Here is a 17,673-nt window from a genome sequence, read left to right as displayed (position 1 = left end):
CTCGTTCGTCAAAGCCATGACGTCAAATACAAGGCGGATTATCTGGCAAAACAGGCCGACGATGCTATAGGCCTCAGGGTTTCCCCTATACGCCATACACCTCGCACTCAGCGCAGGAAAATCGACCAGATGCGCCAGGCACGCACGTTCTCGCCTTGGGTTGGCCCGCGCCCTGCCCCTATAATCGAACCACTTTGTTTGTGGAGTCCGTTATGCCGAATCTACGTCTCGCCGATCTGACCGCCGAAATCGAAAACAACGTGCGCCGTGCGTTGCTCGAAGACGTCGGCAGCGGCGACATCACCGCGCAACTGATCCCGGCCGAACGCCTGGCCAAAGCCACCATCATCACCCGTGACGCCGCCGTCATCTGCGGCACCGCGTGGGTCGATGCGGTGTTTCGCCAGCTCGATCCGCGCGTGGCCGTGCATTGGCAAGTGGTCGACGGCCAGCGGGTCAAAGCCAATCAGCCGCTGTTTCACCTGGAAGGCCCGGCGCGCTCACTGCTGACCGGTGAACGCAGCGCGTTGAACTTCCTGCAGTTGCTGTCCGGCGTAGCGACGCGCGCGCAGTACCTGGCGGACTTCGTCGGCGAGACGCAGGTCAAGTTGCTCGACACGCGCAAAACCTTGCCGGGCCTGCGGATGGCGCAGAAATACGCAGTGACCTGCGGCGGCTGCCACAACCATCGCATCGGTCTCTACGATGCCTTCCTGATCAAGGAAAACCACATCGCCGCCAGTGGTGGCATCGCCGAAGCCGTGGCCGCCGCGCACAAGATCGCCCCGGGCAAACCGGTGGAAATCGAAGTGGAAAGTCTTGAGGAATTGAAGCAAGCGCTGGAAGCCGGCGCCGACATCATCATGCTCGACGAACTGAGCCTGGATGACATGCGCGAAGCCGCACGCCTGACCGCCGGCAAGGCGAAACTGGAAGCCAGCGGCGGCATCAACGAAAGCACGCTGCTGCCGATCGCCGAAACGGGCGTGGATTACATCTCGATCGGCGCGATGACCAAGGACGTCAAAGCGGTGGATCTGTCGATGCGACTAAGCCTCTAAACGCAGCGGCAAGCTACAAGCCAAGCGACTCTGCTTTGACTTGCAGCTTGTAGCTAGAAGCTCGCAGCTGCTCTTATACGACGAGATTGTTCATCTCGCAGTACTCGTCCCACTCGACACCCAAGACTTCCGCCGCTTCCTTGTGCAGCACGAGGCGCTGCGCCTCGAACTCTTCCGGCGAGCTCGTGTACTTGAGAGTCAGCTCCCACGGCTGCAAGCCCTGCGCTTCGGCTTCGTCTTCGAAGGCCCACTGGATCTGGTCTTTCTGATCATCGGGACTCAGGTCCTTGATCTCATCCTTCAGGTCCGGCACATCCAGAAGGTATTTTTCCAGCGCTTGTTCGTGGCGTTGCTCTTGGGTCAATTCAGTCATGGGGTTCTCGCTGATCTTAGGAATGGAGGATGGATCTGGATCATCAAGGATCTCTCTGACGCGGACTGGCCGGCCTTCGGAACCATTCGGGATCATCTGAAAACTGCTAAGCGATGCTCATGCAGGCACCGAATATAGGACTTTTGCATGACGAATTACACGGCTCTTTACATCTCTTGCACAAAAAGCTGACCTGCGGAACATGAATCGATGTGGCGCGCTGAGGAGTTGGTGCCCGAGACAGGAATCGAACCTGCGACCTTCGCGTTACGAGTGCGCTGCTCTACCGGCTGAGCTACACGGGCGGTGGGCTAAACCTAGCACCGGACTCGAACTGCGGCAAATTTGTGGGTTGTCTGATGGTTTTCTTTTGAGAACCACATTTGTGGCGAGGGGATAAATCCCCTCGCCACAATTTCTTTATTTCAGATAAAAAAATGCCCCCGCCGTTTGCACGGCGGGGGCATCTTTATTGCGCTAAAGCGTTGGGGTAATTAAACGCCCGAAGCTTTGGCAGCTGCCACGTCTTTGATGGACAGCTTGATACGGCCGCGGTTGTCCACGTCCAATACCAGCACTTCCACTTCCTGGCCTTCTTTCAGGATGTCGGTCACTTTCTCAACGCGAGCGTCGCTCAGCATCGAGATGTGCACCAGACCGTCCTTGCCCGGCAGGATGTTGACGAATGCGCCGAAGTCGACGATGCGCTCAACCTTGCCGACGTAGATCTTGCCGATCTCGGCTTCTGCCGTGATGCTCAGAACGCGCTGACGAGCAGCTTCTGCGGCATCCTTGGTTTCGCCGAAGATCTTGATCGAACCGTCGTCTTCGATGTCGATCGAAGCCTTGGTTTCTTCGCAGATCGCACGGATGGTCGCGCCACCTTTACCGATAACGTCACGGATCTTGTCGGTGTCGATCTTCATCGCGATCATGGTCGGAGCGTTGGCCGACAGTTCGGTACGCGACTGGCCAATGATCTGGTTCATCTGGCCGAGGATGTTCAGGCGCGCTTCAAGGGCCTGGCCCAGAGCGATTTCCATGATCTCTTCGGTGATGCCCTTGATCTTGATGTCCATCTGCAGCGCAGTAACGCCTTTGGCGGTACCGGCTACCTTGAAGTCCATGTCGCCCAGGTGATCTTCGTCGCCGAGGATGTCGGTCAGGACGGCGAACTTCTCGCCTTCTTTAACCAGACCCATGGCGATACCGGCTACCGGTGCCTTCATCGGTACACCAGCGTCCATCAGTGCCAGGGAAGCACCGCACACGGAAGCCATCGAGCTCGAACCGTTGGATTCGGTGATTTCCGATACCACGCGGATGGTGTACGGGAACACGTCAGCGGCTGGCAGCATGGCCGAAACCGAACGACGGGCCAGACGGCCGTGACCGATTTCGCGACGACCGGCGCCACCCATGCGACCACACTCGCCTACCGAGAACGGCGGGAAATTGTAGTGAAGCATGAACGGGTCTTTCTTTTCACCTTCCAGGGTGTCCAGCAGTTGCGCGTCACGGGCGGTGCCCAGTGTTGCAACAACCAGTGCCTGGGTCTCGCCACGGGTGAACAGAGCCGAACCGTGAGTCTTCGGCAGAACGCCGACTTCGATGTTCAGCGGACGTACAGTCTTGGTGTCGCGACCGTCGATACGTGGCTTGCCGTTAACGATGTTTTCGCGAACGGTGCGGTATTCGATTTCGCCGAAGGCTGCTTTGACTTCAGCAGCGCTTGGCTGGCCTTCCTCACCGGACAGCTTGGCGACCACTTGGTCCTTCAGCTCACCCAGGCGAGCGTAACGGTCGGCCTTGATGGTGATGGTGTAAGCCTGGGAGATCGCTTCGCCGAACTCGGCACGGATAGCGCCCAGCAGTTCGGTGGCTTCTGGCGCAGGAGCCCAGTTCCAGGTTGGCTTGGCGGCTTCGGCAGCCAGTTCCTTAACAGCGTTGATCACAACCTGGAATTCGTCGTGAGCGAACAGTACCGCGCCCAGCATCTGGTCTTCGGTCAGCTCTTTGGCTTCCGATTCAACCATCAGCACGGCGTCGGAAGTACCGGCAACGACCATGTCCAGGCTCGAAGCGGCCTGCTGCTCGTAAGTCGGGTTCAGCAGGTAGCCGGTGCTTTCGTGGAAAGCCACGCGAGCGGCGCCGATCGGGCCGTCGAATGGAATGCCGGAGATGGCCAGGGCAGCCGAGGTACCGATCATCGCAGCGATGTCCGGATCGGTCTTCTTGCTGGTGGAAACGACGGTGCAGACAACCTGCACTTCGTTCATGAAGCCTTCTGGGAACAGCGGACGGATCGGACGGTCGATCAGTCGGGAAGTCAGGGTTTCTTTCTCGGAAGGACGGCCTTCACGCTTGAAGAAACCGCCAGGGATCTTACCGGCGGCGTAAGTCTTTTCCTGGTAGTGCACGGACAGAGGGAAGAAACCCTTGCCCGGATCGGCTTGCTTTGCACCGACAACAGTCACCAACACGCTGACGTCGTCGTCAACGGTGACCAATACTGCGCCGGAGGCCTGACGGGCGATACGGCCTGTCTCGAGGGTAACGGTCGATTGACCGAACTGGAATTTTTTGATTACCGGGTTCACGGTGTCCTACCTTCTTTGTGGCTCTTGGGGGAAACGGTTTCTTGCGAATTCTTGGGCAATCTCGGGAATCGGCCCGATGGCAATTGTCCGGGTGCTACAGGTAAAGCCATGCTGCAGATAAAACTTGAGGCTGGGAGCCTGCAAGACGCCAGCGGAAAACCGCTGACGCCCGACAGACCACCAACCTCATAGCGCAATCGCTGATTAGCGACGCAGACCCAGGCGAGCGATCAGCGCGGCGTACCGGCTTACGTCCTTGCCTTTCAGGTAGTCCAGCAGCTTGCGACGCTGGTTAACCATGCGGATCAGACCACGACGGGAGTGGTGATCTTTACCGTTGGCCTTGAAGTGACCTTGCAGTTTGTTGATGTTGGCGGTCAGCAGTGCAACCTGCACTTCTGGCGAACCAGTGTCACCAACAGCTTGCTGGTAGTCAGCAACGATTTGAGCTTTTTCTTGAACGTCGAGAGCCATGAGGCAATCCTTCCTTATCAGGAAACTGTTTCAGGGAAACAGCTTCAACAGGCCAGGGACAAATCCCTGTATCTATAAATGAGTAGTGACCATGCCTGTTAACAGCCACACTCGCCGGCCCGCTTAACGCAGACCGGTTCCGGTCATTCTGACCGAATCAAGCGACGCGGCGCGATGCGCCCGTCTTCGCTCACTTCACCGATACCGATGAAGCGACCATTGTGATCCTGTACTCGTACCATGCCGAACTTCGGTGCATCCGGGGCACGTACCGGCTGGCCGTTGAGCCAGTAGAACGCACTCGCTTCCGAGAAATGCAGCAGCGGCCAATCCTGCAGGCCGCTGTCCGATGGCATCAGGAAGCGATCGACCGCTTCGTTGCCGCCTTCGGCATGTACCGCTTCCAGCTCTTCGAGGGTCACGGTCTGCGCCAGGGTGAAAGGCCCGGCCTGGGTCCGACGCAATTCTGCGACGTACGCACCACAACCGAGTTGCTCACCGATATCCTCCACCAGGGTCCGAATATAGGTGCCCTTGCTGCAGTCCACCGCAAGCCGCGCAGTATCGCCTTCGAAGGCCAGCAATTCCAAGCGCGCAATAGTAACAGAACGCGGTTCGCGCTCCACTACTTCGCCTGCACGTGCCAGTTTGTACAGCGGCTGGCCATCACGCTTGAGTGCCGAGTACATCGGCGGTATCTGACTGATTTGCCCACGAAATTTCGGCAGAACCGCCTCGACATCGGCGCGACCAACGGTCACCGGACGCTCCTGCAAAACCTCACCTTCGGCATCGGCCGTGGTGGTGGTCTTGCCCAGTTGCGCCAGGGTCTCATAGCCCTTGTCGGAATCGAGCAGGTATTGCGAGAACTTGGTCGCCTCGCCGAAGCACAGCGGCAACACGCCGGTGGCCAACGGGTCAAGGCTGCCGGTGTGTCCGGCCTTCTCGGCATTGAGCAGCCAGCGCACTTTCTGCAAGGCAGCGTTGGAGGTGAACCCCAACGGCTTGTCGAGCAGAATGATGCCGCTGACGTTACGACGGATACGTTTGACCTGAGCCACCGAATTACTCCTTGGAGTCTTCAGGTGCTGGAGCGGCAACGTGCTGATTGTCTTCAGCGACGGCGCGCTCGATCAGCGCCGACAGGTGCGCGCCACGCACGACGGATTCGTCGTAGTGGAAGTGCAGTTGCGGCACGCTGCGCAGCTTCATTTCGCGGGCCAATTGCATGCGCAGGAAGCCTGCGGCGGCATTGAGCACCTTGATGCTTTGCGCGATGTCTTCAGCGTTGTCCTGACCCATCACGGTAATGAAAATCTTCGCGTGACCGACGTCACGGGACACTTCCACAGCAGTGATGGTGACCAGACCGACGCGCGGGTCTTTGACTTCGCGACGGATCAGTTGCGCCAGCTCGCGCTGCATCTGATCGCCGATACGTTGGGTACGGCTGTATTCTTTTGCCATGATTTGTTACCTGTTACTGCCCAGCGGTGAAACCCGCAAGGTCTGAAAGCGGCAAACGCCCGGCCTGACAAAAGCCAGACCGGGCGTTGCGTTTAGAGTCCGGACGCTGTGCCGTGCATTTGCATGCGACGGCCCATCGTGGCCCTTGAAATGCGCGAGTCAGAGGCTGCGAGCAACCTGAACCTTCTCGAAGACTTCGATCTTGTCGCCGACTTTGACGTCGTTGTAGCTCTTCACGCCGATACCGCATTCCATGCCGGCACGTACTTCGGAAGCGTCATCCTTGAAGCGGCGCAGGGATTCCAGCTCGCCTTCGAAGATAACGATGTCTTCACGCAGTACACGGATCGGACGGTTACGGTGCACGACACCTTCGATCACCATGCAACCGGCGATCGCGCCAAACTTCGGCGAACGGAACACGTCACGCACTTCGGCGACACCCAGGATGTTCTCGCGAACATCGCTGCCGAGCATGCCGGTCAGGGCTTTCTTGACGTCTTCGATGATGTCGTAGATCACGTTGTAGTAACGCATATCCAGACCTTCCTGCTCGACGATCTTGCGAGCGCCGGCATCGGCACGCACGTTGAAGCCGAACAGTACAGCGTTGGAAGCCAGTGCCAGGTTGGCGTCGGATTCGGTGATACCACCGACACCGCCACCCACGACGCGCACTTGTACTTCGTCGTTGCCCAGGCCATTCAAGGCACCGTTCAACGCTTCCAGCGAACCACGGACGTCGGATTTGAGGACGATGTTGAGCGTCTTCTTCTCGGCCTGACCCATGTTTTCGAAGATGTTTTCCAGCTTGCCGGCGTGAGCGCGAGCCAGTTTGACTTCGCGGAACTTGCCTTGACGGAACAGAGCCACTTCACGGGCTTTCTTCTCGTCGGCAACCACGCTCATCTCGTCGCCAGCGTCCGGTGTACCGTCCAGGCCGAGGATCTCGACAGGGATGGATGGACCGGCTTCCTTGATCGGCTTGCCGTTCTCGTCGAGCATCGCACGTACACGGCCGTAGTTCGAACCGACCAGAACCATGTCGCCTTGACGCAGCGTACCGTCCTGAACGAGCACGGTTGCCACCGGGCCACGACCCTTGTCGAGACGCGATTCAACCACCACACCACGGCCAGGAGCCGACGGAGTAGCTTTCAGTTCGAGAACTTCGGCCTGCAGCAGAACGGCTTCAAGCAGCTCGTCCACGCCAGTACCCATCTTCGCCGAAACCGGAACGAATGGCGTGTCGCCACCCCAGTCTTCGGAAGTCACGCCGTGAACCGACAGTTCGCTGCGGATGCGATCGAGATCGGCGCCCGGCTTGTCGATCTTGTTCACTGCTACCACCAGCGGCACGCCAGCTGCCTGAGCATGCTGAACCGCTTCGATGGTTTGCGGCATCACGCCGTCGTCCGCTGCAACCACGAGGATCACGATGTCGGTCGCCTTGGCACCACGGGCACGCATTGCGGTAAACGCAGCGTGACCCGGGGTGTCGAGGAAAGTGACCATGCCGCGATCAGTCTCAACGTGGTATGCACCGATGTGCTGGGTGATACCGCCGGCTTCGCCAGCAGCTACCTTGGCACGACGGATGTAGTCGAGCAGGGAAGTCTTACCGTGGTCAACGTGGCCCATTACGGTCACGACTGGTGCACGGGAGAACGACTCACCTTCAAATTTCAGGGACTCGGCCAGGGAATCTTCCAGAGCGGTATCGCTGACCAGGGTCACTTTGTGGCCCAGTTCTTCGGCTACCAGTTGAGCAGTTTCCTGATCAAGCACCTGGTTGATGGTCGCTGGGGTACCCAGTTTGAACATGAACTTGATGATTTCAGCCGCTTTGACCGACATCTGATTGGCCAGATCGCCAACCGTGATGGTCTCGCCGATCTGCACATCACGCACGACAGGGCCGGTCGGGCTCTGGAAACCATGGGCGTTGCGTTTCTTCAGCTTGGCCTTGCCGCGACCACCACGACGGAAGCCATCGCTTTCTTCGTCGGTAGTGCGTGGCGCCACACGTGGTGCCGGGGCTTTTTCTTTGACCGATGCGCGATGCGGAGCGTTTTTGCGCTCGCCATCACCGCCGCCGCTGCGACGATTGTTATCGTCGGCACGTGGCTTGTCCGGACGGCGCTGTTCGTTCTGCTTGTTGCGAACGTCAGCCGATGGAGCAGGAGCAGCAGCCACCGGTGCGCTTTCGCGAACAGGTTCGGCAGCAGCCGGTGCCGCAACGGCGTCGCTGGCAGCGGTTTGCGCAGCAGCAGGCTGGCGACGCGCTTCTTCTTCGGCGCGTTGCTTGGCTTCTTCTTCAGCCTTCTGACGGGCAGCATTTTCTACTGCGCGACGCTCATCCAGTTCACGCTTGCGCTCGGCTTCGATTTCTTCCGGGCTGCGCTGTACGAAAACTTTCTTCTTGCGAACTTCAACGCTGATGCTCTTGCTACCAGCCACACGCAGGGTGCTGGTGGTTTTACGCTGCAGCGTGATCTTGCGTGGTTCTTCCACTTTCGCCTTGTGACTGCTCTTCAAGTGAGTCAGCAGGGATTGCTTCTCACTGTCAGTCACATTTTCGTCGGCGGCGGTGTGCGGCAGACCTGCCTCACGCATCTGCTGCAACAGGCGCTCTACCGGTGTTTTGACCTCATCGGCCAGTTGTTTCACCGTGACTTGCGTCATGCACTTCTCTCCTCAGGCCGCGCCTAATTACTCGAACCAGTGGGCTCGGGCGGCCATGATCAACTTGCCGGCACGATCATCGTCAATGCCGTCGATGTCGAGCAGGTCGTCAATAGACTGCTCGGCCAGGTCTTCGCGGGTAATTACGCCGCGCACCGCCAGTTCCATCGCCAAATCCTTGTCCATACCCTCAAGCGAGAGCAGGTCTTCGGCCGGATGGGCGTCTGCCAGCTTTTCCTCAGTAGCGATGGCTTTGGTCAACAAGCGATCCTTGGCGCGAGCACGAAGCTCGTTGACGATGTCCTCGTCAAAGCCGTCGATGTTGAGCATTTCCTCCACCGGTACGTAGGCAATCTCTTCCAGGCTGGTGAAGCCTTCATCTACCAGCACCTGAGCCAGTTCTTCGTCGACTTCCAGCTCGTCGATGAAGTTGCGCAGGATGTCGCCGGTTTCTGCTTGCTGCTTAGCCTGGATGTCCGATTCGGTCATCACGTTCAGGGTCCAGCCAGTCAACTGGCTCGCCAGACGCACGTTCTGACCACCGCGACCGATGGCCTGAGCCAGATTGTCTGCGCCAACGGCGATGTCCATGGCATGGGCATCTTCGTCAACGATAATTGCCGCAACCTCGGCCGGGGACATGGCGTTGATAACGAACTGGGCCGGGTTGTCGTCCCACAGCACGATATCAACACGCTCACCGCCCAACTCACCCGATACCGCCTGGACGCGCGAACCGCGCATACCGATGCAGGCACCTTGCGGGTCGATGCGCTTGTCCTTGGAGCGGACAGCGATCTTGGCACGCGAACCCGGATCACGGGAGGCGGCCATGACCTCGATGAGGCCTTCGGCGATTTCCGGCACTTCGATACGGAACAGCTCGATCAGCATTTCCGGCGCGGTACGCGACAGGATCAGCTGCGGGCCGCGGTTCTCGGTGCGGATTTCCTTGAGCAGCGCACGCAGACGCACGCCGACACGGAAGGTTTCGCGAGAAATGATGTCTTCACGGGCCAGCAATGCTTCAGCATTGTTGCCCAGATCGACGATCACGTTGTCGCGGGTAACTTTTTTCACGGTGCCGGAGATGATTTCTCCCAGGCGCTCGCGATAGGCGTCGACCACTTGAGCGCGCTCGGCTTCGCGAACTTTCTGCACGATGACCTGCTTGGCAGTCTGTGCAGCGATGCGGCCGAACTCGATGGATTCGATTTTCTCTTCGACGACGTCACCGACCTTGGCACCAGGATGCGTTTCGGCAACCTTGCTTGGCCAGGTCTCGATGGCCGGATCGTCGAGATCATTCTCTTCGACGACCGTCCAGCGACGGAAGGTTTCGTAAGAACCGGTGTGGCGGTTGATTTCCACACGCAGGTCCACTTCGTCTTCAAAACGCTTTTTGGTAGCAGTGGCCAGAGCCAGCTCCAGCGCTTCAAAAATTACGCTTGCCGGTACACCCTTTTCATTGGATACCGACTCAACAACCAGCAGTACTTCTTTGCTCATCGTACGCCTCGCCTTTCGCAAGCCATTGGATCCGCGGGATCCGCGTCTCAGTCAAAACTGGGAATAATGTTGGCCTTGTCGATCATATCGATCGGCAACAGGAACTCGTGGTCTTCTACCTGCACCACGACGTCCTGCTCTTCTACACCGCGCAGAAGGCCCTGAAAGTTGCGTCGACCTTCGAAAGGCGAGCGCAGCTTGATCTTCACTTGTTCACCGGCAAATTTGGCAAACTGCTCAAGAGTGAACAGCGGGCGCTCCATGCCAGGCGAGGAAACTTCAAGGGTGTATTCAACGGAGATCGGATCTTCAACATCCAGAACGCCGCTGATCTGACGGCTGACAATGGCGCAATCGTCCACCAGCACGCCACCCTCTTTATCGATATAAACGCGCAACATCGAGTGACGACCCTGAGCCGAAAACTCGATACCCCAGCATTCATAGCCCAGGGCCACGACCACCGGGGCCAGCAAGGCCTGCAACTCTTCTAGCTTGCTCGACACCTGAACCCCCTAGTGCATGATATGTGCATGCTTTGCAAAATAAAAAAATGGGCATAACGCCCATCCTTGAAACGCCGTCGAACAGCGGCGTTGAAAGTATCCAGCTAACAAAAAGCCCCTTAAAAGGGGCTCCTTAAACTGGTTGCGGGGGCCGGATTTGAACCGACGACCTTCGGGTTATGAGCCCGACGAGCTACCAGACTGCTCCACCCCGCGACAAAGCTGGGGCGGAAGTATACGACCGATCCCTTTTAGGGTCAATGTAACCTTCCACCTGCAAGAAAGCCCGCAACAGCGGGCTCTCCTGACTAATTGGTACCGAGAAGGGGACTCGAACCCCTACACCCTATGGGCACAACCACCTCAAGGTTGCGTGTCTACCAATTCCACCACCTCGGCAATACTACGTTTGAAACCCTTCTTACTTCTGCTCTTGAGCTGGAGGCACGTCAGTCGCTGGAGTAGCCGACTTTTGCTCTTGAAGCACCGGTACATCATCAGAAGCCGGTTGTTGCTTAGGTACTTCCAACACTGCTGGATCTGGAAGACCTGCTTGAGTCAGCTGATGAGCTTTCTCTTTAGCAAAGTAACCTAACCCCAAGCTGGTTATGAAGAAACCGGCGGCAAGTATAGCAGTAAACTTACTAAGAAAGGTAGAGGAACCTTGGCTTCCGAACACAGTATTTGAAGCACCTGCTCCGAAAGACGCGCCAGCGTCCGCACCCTTACCCTGCTGCAGCAAAACCAGAGCAACTACGCCCAATGCACCCAGCAGATGAAAAACGACTACGACTGTTTCCAGCATTTTTTCAGTTTCCCGCGGCGCGACAAATCGCACCGAACTCATCTGCATTCAGGGAAGCTCCACCAATGAGCCCCCCATCGATATCCGGCATGCCGAACAGTTCGACCGCATTGGCCGCCTTCACGCTGCCGCCGTATAGAAGCCGCACACCTCGTGCGACTTCAGAATTCTCTGCCGCCAACTGCTCGCGAATGGCCTTATGCACATCCTGAGCCTGTTGCGGCGTTGCAGTCAGCCCGGTACCAATGGCCCAGACCGGCTCGTAAGCAATAACTGCCTTGGCAAAGGCACCGACACCCAGCTCCTCGATGATGCTGCCCAGCTGACGCCCGACAACTTCAAGAGTTTTTCCGGCTTCGCGCTGCTCGAGGGTCTCCCCTACACACAACACCGGAGTCAAGCCACATGCCTGTGCCGCTGCGAACTTGCGATTCAGCATCCCGTCTCGCTCGCCCATAATCTGGCGGCGTTCGGAGTGCCCGACAAGCACCAGGGAACAACCTGCATCCACCAGTTGGCTGGGAGCAATCTCACCAGTCAACGCACCTTGCATGGCTTCCACCGCAGAATTCTGCGCGCCGACCGAAATCGACTTGCCTTTCAAGCCATCAATCACTTGATTGATATACAAGCAAGGCGGGAACACCGCGACATCAACACCGCTAGGCAAGGCCAGATGACGAAGGCCGTTGATCAGCTCAGCGACGCTGGCGCGGGTACCGTGCATCTTCCAGTTACCAGCTACCATAGGGCGACGCATGCTGTACCTCGTCGGTCAAAGTGGGCGCAGATGTTACCCAACACAATCATGGCTTGCAAGCCGTATCAGGCAGAAACTTCGGTTACCAGTTTTGCCAGCTCTTCGGCATAGCCGCGAACCTGGTTTTCGTCCTCGCCTTCGACCATTACGCGCACCAAGGGCTCTGTGCCGGACTTGCGCAGAAGCACGCGACCGCGCCCCGCCATCGCCTGAGTTACACGGGCACTGGCTTCCTTGACAGCCGGATGCTCCAGCGGGCTTTCACCGCCGCCAAAGCGAACGTTGATCAGCACCTGAGGGCACTTGCGCAACGCCTGCCGGGTTTGTGCCAAGCCTTCGTTGCGGGATTTCAGAGCCATCAACACTTGCAAGGCCGCGATGATCGCGTCGCCCGTGGTGGTGTGATTGAAGCAGACCACATGCCCGGAGTTTTCCCCACCAACGAGCCAGTTGCGCTCTTGCAGTTCGGCAATCACGTAGCGGTCACCGACATTGGCGCGAACGAACGGGATCGACAGATCCGCAAGGGCCAGTTCGAGACCAAGATTGCTCATCAACGTACCGACGACGCCACCCTGCAACTTGCCACGCTCATGCAGATCCCGGGCAATGATAAACAGCAGGTCGTCACCATCAACAATGGCGCCGGTGTGATCGACCATCAATACCCGATCGCCATCACCGTCGAAGGCGATACCCAGGTCCGCATGCTCAGCCAGAACGGCGGCCTGCAACGGCCCCATATGCGTGGAACCGCAGTTATCGTTGATGTTCAACCCATTCGGCTGGGCAGATAGCACGACAACTTCGGCACCCAGCTCACGGAAGACGCTAGGTGCAACCTTATAAGTCGCACCATGCGCGCAGTCGATGACGATCTTCAGGCCGGCGAAATTGGAGCCAGTAGGAACGCTGCTTTTGCAGAACTCGATGTAGCGACCCGATGCGTCATTGATTCGCGACACCTTGCCGATCTTGCTCGACTCGACGACGGTCATTGGCGTATCGAGCAACTCTTCGATCATCAACTCCAACTCATCCGGCAGCTTGGTGCCTTTACCAGAGAAGAACTTGATGCCGTTGTCATCATGTGGGTTGTGCGATGCACTGATCACGATACCGGCTTCAGCCTGGAACGTACGCGACAGATAGGCGATGGCCGGCGTCGGCATCGGACCGAGCAGCATCACATCGGCACCCGCCGAGGTCAGCCCGGCCTCGAGTGCCGATTCGAACATATAGCCGGAGATCCGCGTGTCCTTGCCGACCAGCACCTTGCAGGCCCCCATCTTGCGGAAAGCCATACCAGCCGCCCAGCCGAGCTTGAGCATGAAGTCAGGCGTGATCGGGTATTCACCAACACGACCGCGAATGCCGTCGGTACCAAAATATTTCTTGCTCATAAGTGCTCCATCATTCTTATTCGGCTGATTCAACGGCCGCGATCATTCGCACAACATCGACGGTTTCCGCCACATCGTGGACGCGCAATATACGTGCGCCTTTAACTGACGCCAGCGCCGCCAGCGCCAGTCCGCCGTGCAGGCGCTCGCCCACGGGACGGTTCAACGCGTGGCCAATCATACTCTTGCGCGAAACACCTACCAGCAATGGCCGCCCCAGCGCATGCAGGGCCTCCATGTGTTTGAACAAGCTTAGATTGTGCTGCAGGGTCTTGGCGAAGCCGAAGCCGGGATCAAGAATGATCCGCTCGGCAGGAATGCCCGCCTGGGCGCACTGATCCATGCGCTCGGCGAGAAACTCGCCGACCTCGCGGGTGACATCCTGATACTGCGGATTATCCTGCATATCGCCCGGTTCGCCGAGCATGTGCATGAGGCAGACCGGCAATCCGGTAGCCGCCGCCGCATCCAGCGCACCATCGCGACGCAACGAACGCACATCGTTGATCAGGCCGGCACCGAGCCGTGCGGTTTCGCGCATGACTGCCGGGGTGGAAGTATCGACCGAGATGATCACATCCAGCTCGCGATTGATCAGCTCGACAATCGGCGCGACGCGCTCAAGTTCCTCCAGAGGAGAGACCGCTCGCGCACCCGGCCGGGTCGATTCGCCGCCGACATCAATCAGCGTCGCGCCAGCCAGCACCATGGCTTCGGCATGGCGCAGCGCCGCATCGAGCTGGCTGTAGCGGCCGCCGTCGGAAAAGGAATCAGGAGTGACATTGAGAATGCCCATGACATGCGTCTGGGCCAAATCAAGAACCCGGTTGCCACAAGGCAACCGGGTCAGGGACTGTACAGAAGTCATTTCAAGCCTTAAACGTCAGCAGCCGGACCGCCAATCGGTTTTTCCGGACGCTCGTCCTGCACGACAGGCGGCGGAGGCGTACCGGTGCCACCCGACCAGTCGCGAGGTTCGCGAGGCGTGCGACCCGCCATGATGTCGTCGATCTGCTCGGCATCGATGGTTTCGTACTTCATCAGCGCATCAGCCATGGCATCCAATTTGTCACGGTTATCCGTGAGGATCTGCTTGGCGGTGCCGTAGCACTGATCGATGATGCTGCGCACTTCGGAGTCGATCAGCTTGGCTGTCTCACCGGAGAAGCTGGCAGCCTGACCACCACCGCCGCGACCGAGGAACACTTCACCTTCTTCTTCGGCGTACATCAGCGGACCGAGTTTTTCCGACAGACCCCATTTCGTCACCATGTTCCGGGCAATCTGACTTGCACGCATGATGTCGTTGGAGGCACCGGTAGTCACACCATCGAAGCCCAGAGTCATTTCTTCAGCAATACGACCGCCGTACAACGAGCAGATCTGGCTGATCAGCGCACGCTTGGACAGGCTGTAGCGATCTTCTTCTGGCAGGAACATGGTCACACCCAGCGCACGACCGCGCGGGATGATCGATACCTTGTAGACCGGATCATGCTCAGGAACAACGCGACCGACAATGGCATGGCCAGCTTCGTGGTAGGCCGTGTTCTGCTTTTCTTTCTCGGACATGACCATGGATTTGCGCTCGGCGCCCATCATGATCTTGTCTTTCGCCAGTTCGAACTCTTTCATCTCGACGATACGCTTGCCGCTACGGGCAGCGAACAGCGACGCTTCGTTGACCAGGTTGGCCAGGTCAGCACCGGAGAAACCAGGAGTACCACGCGCGATCACTGCCGGAGCAACGTCGTCGCCCATTGGCACTTTGCGCATGTGCACTTTCAGAATCTGCTCGCGACCACGAATGTCTGGCAAGCCAACCACCACCTGACGGTCGAAACGGCCCGGACGCAGCAGCGCAGGGTCGAGCACGTCCGGACGGTTGGTCGCAGCAATCACGATGATGCCGTCATTCATTTCGAAGCCGTCCATCTCTACCAGCAACTGGTTGAGAGTCTGCTCACGTTCGTCGTGACCGCCACCCATGCCGGCGCCACGATGGCGACCTACGGCATCAATTTCGTCGATGAAGATGATGCAAGGGGCGTGCTTCTTGGCCTGCTCGAACATGTCGCGGACGCGGCTGGCGCCGACACCGACGAACATTTCGACAAAGTCGGAACCGGAAATGGTGAAGAACGGCACTTTCGCTTCGCCGGCAATCGCCTTGGCCAGCAAGGTTTTACCGGTACCCGGCGGGCCGACCATCAGCACGCCGCGCGGGATACGACCGCCCAGACGCTGAAATTTGCCCGGATCACGCAGGAACTCGACCAGCTCGCCGACTTCTTCCTTGGCTTCGTCGCAACCGGCAACGTCAGCCAAAGTGGTTTTCACCTGATCTTCAGAGAGCAGGCGCGCCTTGCTCTTGCCGAAGCTCATCGGCCCGCCCTTGCCACCGGCACCACCCTGCATCTGGCGCATGAAGAACATGAACACCGCGATGATCACCAGGATCGGGAAGCTGGCTACCAGAAGCTGAGTCCAGATGCTTTGCTGTTCAGGCTGCTTGCCTTCAACCACAACGTGATTGTCGACCAGATCGCCGATCAGGCCATTGTCCTGAATTGCCGGACGAATGGTCTTGAAGCTGTCGCCATCGGTGCGCTTGCCGGTAATCACATAGCCGTCAACGGCTACGCGCTCGACCTTGCCATCCTTGACCTGCTGGATGAAGTCGGAATAGTTGAGGGTCTGCGGCTCGTTAGGGCTGGAGAAGTTGTTCATCACCGTCACCAGGACTGCCGCGATGATCAACCACAGGATCAGATTCTTTGCCATATCGTTCAATTAACTACCCTCTGAAGCAAGCTCCGCTACTGGCGCGCGCTTCGCATGATATTCACCGGCCTAACTTACTACATTACCTACAACTCTGGCAGGCGCCGTCTGTAACCCTTTGTGAAACACTTTCTACACAATATTCGCTTATGCCTGCAGAGCGAAATATGAAAAACCTATCGCCCCGCCGAAAAACCTCGTTTCAGGCATCACCACCGCGATAACCCCAGGCCAGCATGTACTGCTCTCGGGAGCTGCCACGGGAAGAGTCTGGCTTGATCATCTGGATCTTGTCGAATTTCTTCCGAGCATCCTTCAGATAAACGTCGAACCCTTCGCCCTGGAAAATCTTGATGACGAAATTGCCACCGGGCTTGAGGATCCGTTCCGCCAGGTCCAGCGCCAGCTCGCACAGGAACATGGCCTTGGGCATATCCACTTCGGGCGTACCACTCATATTGGGGGCCATATCGGAAATCACAAGGTCCACCTGCGAATTACCCACAGCCTCAAGGATTTGAGCCAGCACCGAGTCCTCAGTGAAGTCACCTTGAATGAAGGTCACGTCCGGAATGCCGTCCATTTCAAGAATGTCCGAAGCGATCAGACGCCCCTGGCCACCGATCAGCCGACTGGTCACCTGCGACCAGCCACCCGGCGCCGCGCCGAGGTCGACCACGCTCATGCCCGGGCGGATCAATTTGTATTTTTCCTGGATCTCCAGCAGCTTGTAACTTGCACGCGAGCGGTAGCCATCCTTCTGCGCCTGCTTCACATAAGGATCGTTGACATGTCTTTTCAGCCAACCAAGGCTTGTCTTGGAACGCGCCATTGGGCACCTCGATGATTAGGGTCGTGATTAGTTGGGCGGATCCACGAACCCTCGGGTAAAATGGCCGCCATTTTACAGAATCCAGACGAAAGGGTCAGATTATGCCGCTCACTCCAGAGCAGAAGAAACAGTACAAATCCATCGGCCACCACCTCAAACCAGTGTTGACGGTAGCGGACAACGGTTTGACTGAAGGTGTTTTAGCCGAACTTGAACGCGCCTTGGCCGATCACGAGCTGATCAAGATCAAGCTCAATATCCTTGATCGCGAGTCGCGCCTCGCGCACATCGCCGAGCTGTGCAAGGTCGGCAAAGCGGACCTGGTTCAGGTCATCGGCAAGATGGCTCTGGTCTACCGCAAGAACTTCAGCGTCAACAAGCAGCTGTCGAACGTTCATCGCTTCAAGTGATGCG

The 17,673-nt window shown here is 58.0% G+C and carries 16 protein-coding genes and 3 tRNA genes; 2 read left to right on the top strand and 17 right to left on the bottom strand.

The window, feature by feature from the left end; translation table 11 throughout:
- The first annotated feature begins 212 nt into the window (after positions 1–212).
- Positions 213–1,061, top strand: coding sequence for a carboxylating nicotinate-nucleotide diphosphorylase (gene nadC, locus NF676_RS04535; RefSeq protein ID WP_252887306.1), 849 nt, complete (start codon positions 213–215; stop codon positions 1,059–1,061).
- A 73-nt stretch (positions 1,062–1,134) separates the two neighbouring features.
- On the opposite strand, the gene NF676_RS04530 is transcribed toward nadC, so the two are convergent.
- From NF676_RS04530 to rlmE, 17 genes are all read right to left on the bottom strand, one after another.
- Positions 1,135–1,434, bottom strand: a complete 300-nt coding sequence (locus NF676_RS04530; protein ID WP_252887305.1) for a DUF6388 family protein — start codon at positions 1,432–1,434, stop codon at positions 1,135–1,137.
- A gap of 229 nt (positions 1,435–1,663) precedes the next feature.
- A tRNA-Thr gene (locus tag NF676_RS04525) sits at positions 1,664–1,739 on the bottom strand.
- 189 nt (positions 1,740–1,928) lie between these two features.
- The gene (gene pnp, locus NF676_RS04520; RefSeq protein ID WP_024011572.1) at positions 1,929–4,034 is read right to left on the bottom strand and encodes a polyribonucleotide nucleotidyltransferase; all 2,106 of its coding nucleotides are present in this window, start codon (positions 4,032–4,034) and stop codon (positions 1,929–1,931) included.
- Positions 4,035–4,238: 204 nt separating this feature from the next.
- Positions 4,239–4,508 (bottom strand): 30S ribosomal protein S15, encoded by a 270-nt coding sequence (gene rpsO, locus NF676_RS04515; RefSeq protein ID WP_016771751.1) that lies wholly within the window; start codon positions 4,506–4,508, stop codon positions 4,239–4,241.
- Positions 4,509–4,651: 143 nt separating this feature from the next.
- Positions 4,652–5,569 carry a tRNA pseudouridine(55) synthase TruB gene (truB, locus tag NF676_RS04510; protein ID WP_024011571.1) on the bottom strand — a complete coding sequence of 306 codons (918 nt, stop codon included), beginning with the start codon at positions 5,567–5,569 and terminating at the stop codon, positions 4,652–4,654.
- Between the two features lie 4 nt (positions 5,570–5,573).
- The gene (gene rbfA, locus NF676_RS04505) at positions 5,574–5,975 is read right to left on the bottom strand and encodes a 30S ribosome-binding factor RbfA (RefSeq protein WP_252887304.1); all 402 of its coding nucleotides are present in this window, start codon (positions 5,973–5,975) and stop codon (positions 5,574–5,576) included.
- A gap of 159 nt (positions 5,976–6,134) precedes the next feature.
- Positions 6,135–8,660 carry a translation initiation factor IF-2 gene (infB, locus tag NF676_RS04500; RefSeq protein WP_041477933.1) on the bottom strand — a complete coding sequence of 842 codons (2,526 nt, stop codon included), beginning with the start codon at positions 8,658–8,660 and terminating at the stop codon, positions 6,135–6,137.
- Between the two features lie 27 nt (positions 8,661–8,687).
- Positions 8,688–10,169 (bottom strand): transcription termination factor NusA, encoded by a 1,482-nt coding sequence (nusA, locus tag NF676_RS04495; protein ID WP_024011569.1) that lies wholly within the window; start codon positions 10,167–10,169, stop codon positions 8,688–8,690.
- A gap of 47 nt (positions 10,170–10,216) precedes the next feature.
- The gene (rimP, locus tag NF676_RS04490) at positions 10,217–10,675 is read right to left on the bottom strand and encodes a ribosome maturation factor RimP (protein ID WP_007973115.1); all 459 of its coding nucleotides are present in this window, start codon (positions 10,673–10,675) and stop codon (positions 10,217–10,219) included.
- A gap of 139 nt (positions 10,676–10,814) precedes the next feature.
- Positions 10,815–10,891, bottom strand: a tRNA-Met gene (locus tag NF676_RS04485).
- A gap of 97 nt (positions 10,892–10,988) precedes the next feature.
- A tRNA-Leu gene (locus tag NF676_RS04480) sits at positions 10,989–11,074 on the bottom strand.
- Between the two features lie 22 nt (positions 11,075–11,096).
- On the bottom strand, positions 11,097–11,480 hold the full coding sequence (gene secG / locus NF676_RS04475) for a preprotein translocase subunit SecG (RefSeq protein ID WP_016771756.1): 384 nt from the start codon (positions 11,478–11,480) through the stop codon (positions 11,097–11,099).
- 4 nt (positions 11,481–11,484) lie between these two features.
- A complete protein-coding gene (tpiA, locus tag NF676_RS04470) occupies positions 11,485–12,240 on the bottom strand; it encodes a triose-phosphate isomerase (RefSeq protein ID WP_056782873.1) in 756 nt (251 codons plus the stop codon).
- A gap of 65 nt (positions 12,241–12,305) precedes the next feature.
- Positions 12,306–13,643: a phosphoglucosamine mutase gene (gene glmM / locus NF676_RS04465; RefSeq protein ID WP_041477931.1), complete on the bottom strand. Its 1,338-nt coding sequence runs from the start codon at positions 13,641–13,643 to the stop codon at positions 12,306–12,308.
- Between the two features lie 16 nt (positions 13,644–13,659).
- Positions 13,660–14,511, bottom strand: a complete 852-nt coding sequence (folP, locus tag NF676_RS04460; protein ID WP_056782869.1) for a dihydropteroate synthase — start codon at positions 14,509–14,511, stop codon at positions 13,660–13,662.
- A gap of 8 nt (positions 14,512–14,519) precedes the next feature.
- A complete protein-coding gene (ftsH, locus tag NF676_RS04455) occupies positions 14,520–16,427 on the bottom strand; it encodes an ATP-dependent zinc metalloprotease FtsH (protein ID WP_016771759.1) in 1,908 nt (635 codons plus the stop codon).
- 202 nt (positions 16,428–16,629) lie between these two features.
- Entirely contained in the window at positions 16,630–17,259 is a 630-nt protein-coding gene (gene rlmE, locus NF676_RS04450) for a 23S rRNA (uridine(2552)-2'-O)-methyltransferase RlmE (protein ID WP_056782866.1), read from the bottom strand.
- A gap of 101 nt (positions 17,260–17,360) precedes the next feature.
- On the opposite strand from rlmE, the gene NF676_RS04445 reads away from it, so the two are divergent.
- The gene (locus NF676_RS04445) at positions 17,361–17,669 is read left to right on the top strand and encodes a YhbY family RNA-binding protein (protein ID WP_003221534.1); all 309 of its coding nucleotides are present in this window, start codon (positions 17,361–17,363) and stop codon (positions 17,667–17,669) included.
- Positions 17,670–17,673 lie beyond the last annotated feature (4 nt).

This window comes from Pseudomonas siliginis, assembly GCF_024072275.1.
GTDB lineage: Bacteria > Pseudomonadota > Gammaproteobacteria > Pseudomonadales > Pseudomonadaceae > Aquipseudomonas > Aquipseudomonas siliginis.
This window is presented reverse-complemented; position numbering and strand designations above follow the sequence as displayed.

Bases quoted from the DNA above. Each gene is read 5' to 3' on its own strand.
- nadC (WP_252887306.1), top strand. From the start codon at position 213: ATGCCGAATCTACGTCTCGCCGATCTGACCGCCGAAATCGAAAACAAC.
- NF676_RS04530 (WP_252887305.1), bottom strand. From the start codon at position 1,434: ATGACTGAATTGACCCAAGAGCAACGCCACGAACAAGCGCTGGAAAAA.
- rpsO (WP_016771751.1), bottom strand. From the start codon at position 4,508: ATGGCTCTCGACGTTCAAGAAAAAGCTCAAATCGTTGCTGACTACCAG.
- rbfA (WP_252887304.1), bottom strand. From the start codon at position 5,975: ATGGCAAAAGAATACAGCCGTACCCAACGTATCGGCGATCAGATGCAG.
- infB (WP_041477933.1), bottom strand. From the start codon at position 8,660: ATGACGCAAGTCACGGTGAAACAACTGGCCGATGAGGTCAAAACACCG.
- nusA (WP_024011569.1), bottom strand. From the start codon at position 10,169: ATGAGCAAAGAAGTACTGCTGGTTGTTGAGTCGGTATCCAATGAAAAG.
- secG (WP_016771756.1), bottom strand. From the start codon at position 11,480: ATGCTGGAAACAGTCGTAGTCGTTTTTCATCTGCTGGGTGCATTGGGC.
- tpiA (WP_056782873.1), bottom strand. From the start codon at position 12,240: ATGCGTCGCCCTATGGTAGCTGGTAACTGGAAGATGCACGGTACCCGC.
- glmM (WP_041477931.1), bottom strand. From the start codon at position 13,643: ATGAGCAAGAAATATTTTGGTACCGACGGCATTCGCGGTCGTGTTGGT.
- folP (WP_056782869.1), bottom strand. From the start codon at position 14,511: ATGACTTCTGTACAGTCCCTGACCCGGTTGCCTTGTGGCAACCGGGTT.
- ftsH (WP_016771759.1), bottom strand. From the start codon at position 16,427: ATGGCAAAGAATCTGATCCTGTGGTTGATCATCGCGGCAGTCCTGGTG.
- rlmE (WP_056782866.1), bottom strand. From the start codon at position 17,259: ATGGCGCGTTCCAAGACAAGCCTTGGTTGGCTGAAAAGACATGTCAAC.
- NF676_RS04445 (WP_003221534.1), top strand. From the start codon at position 17,361: ATGCCGCTCACTCCAGAGCAGAAGAAACAGTACAAATCCATCGGCCAC.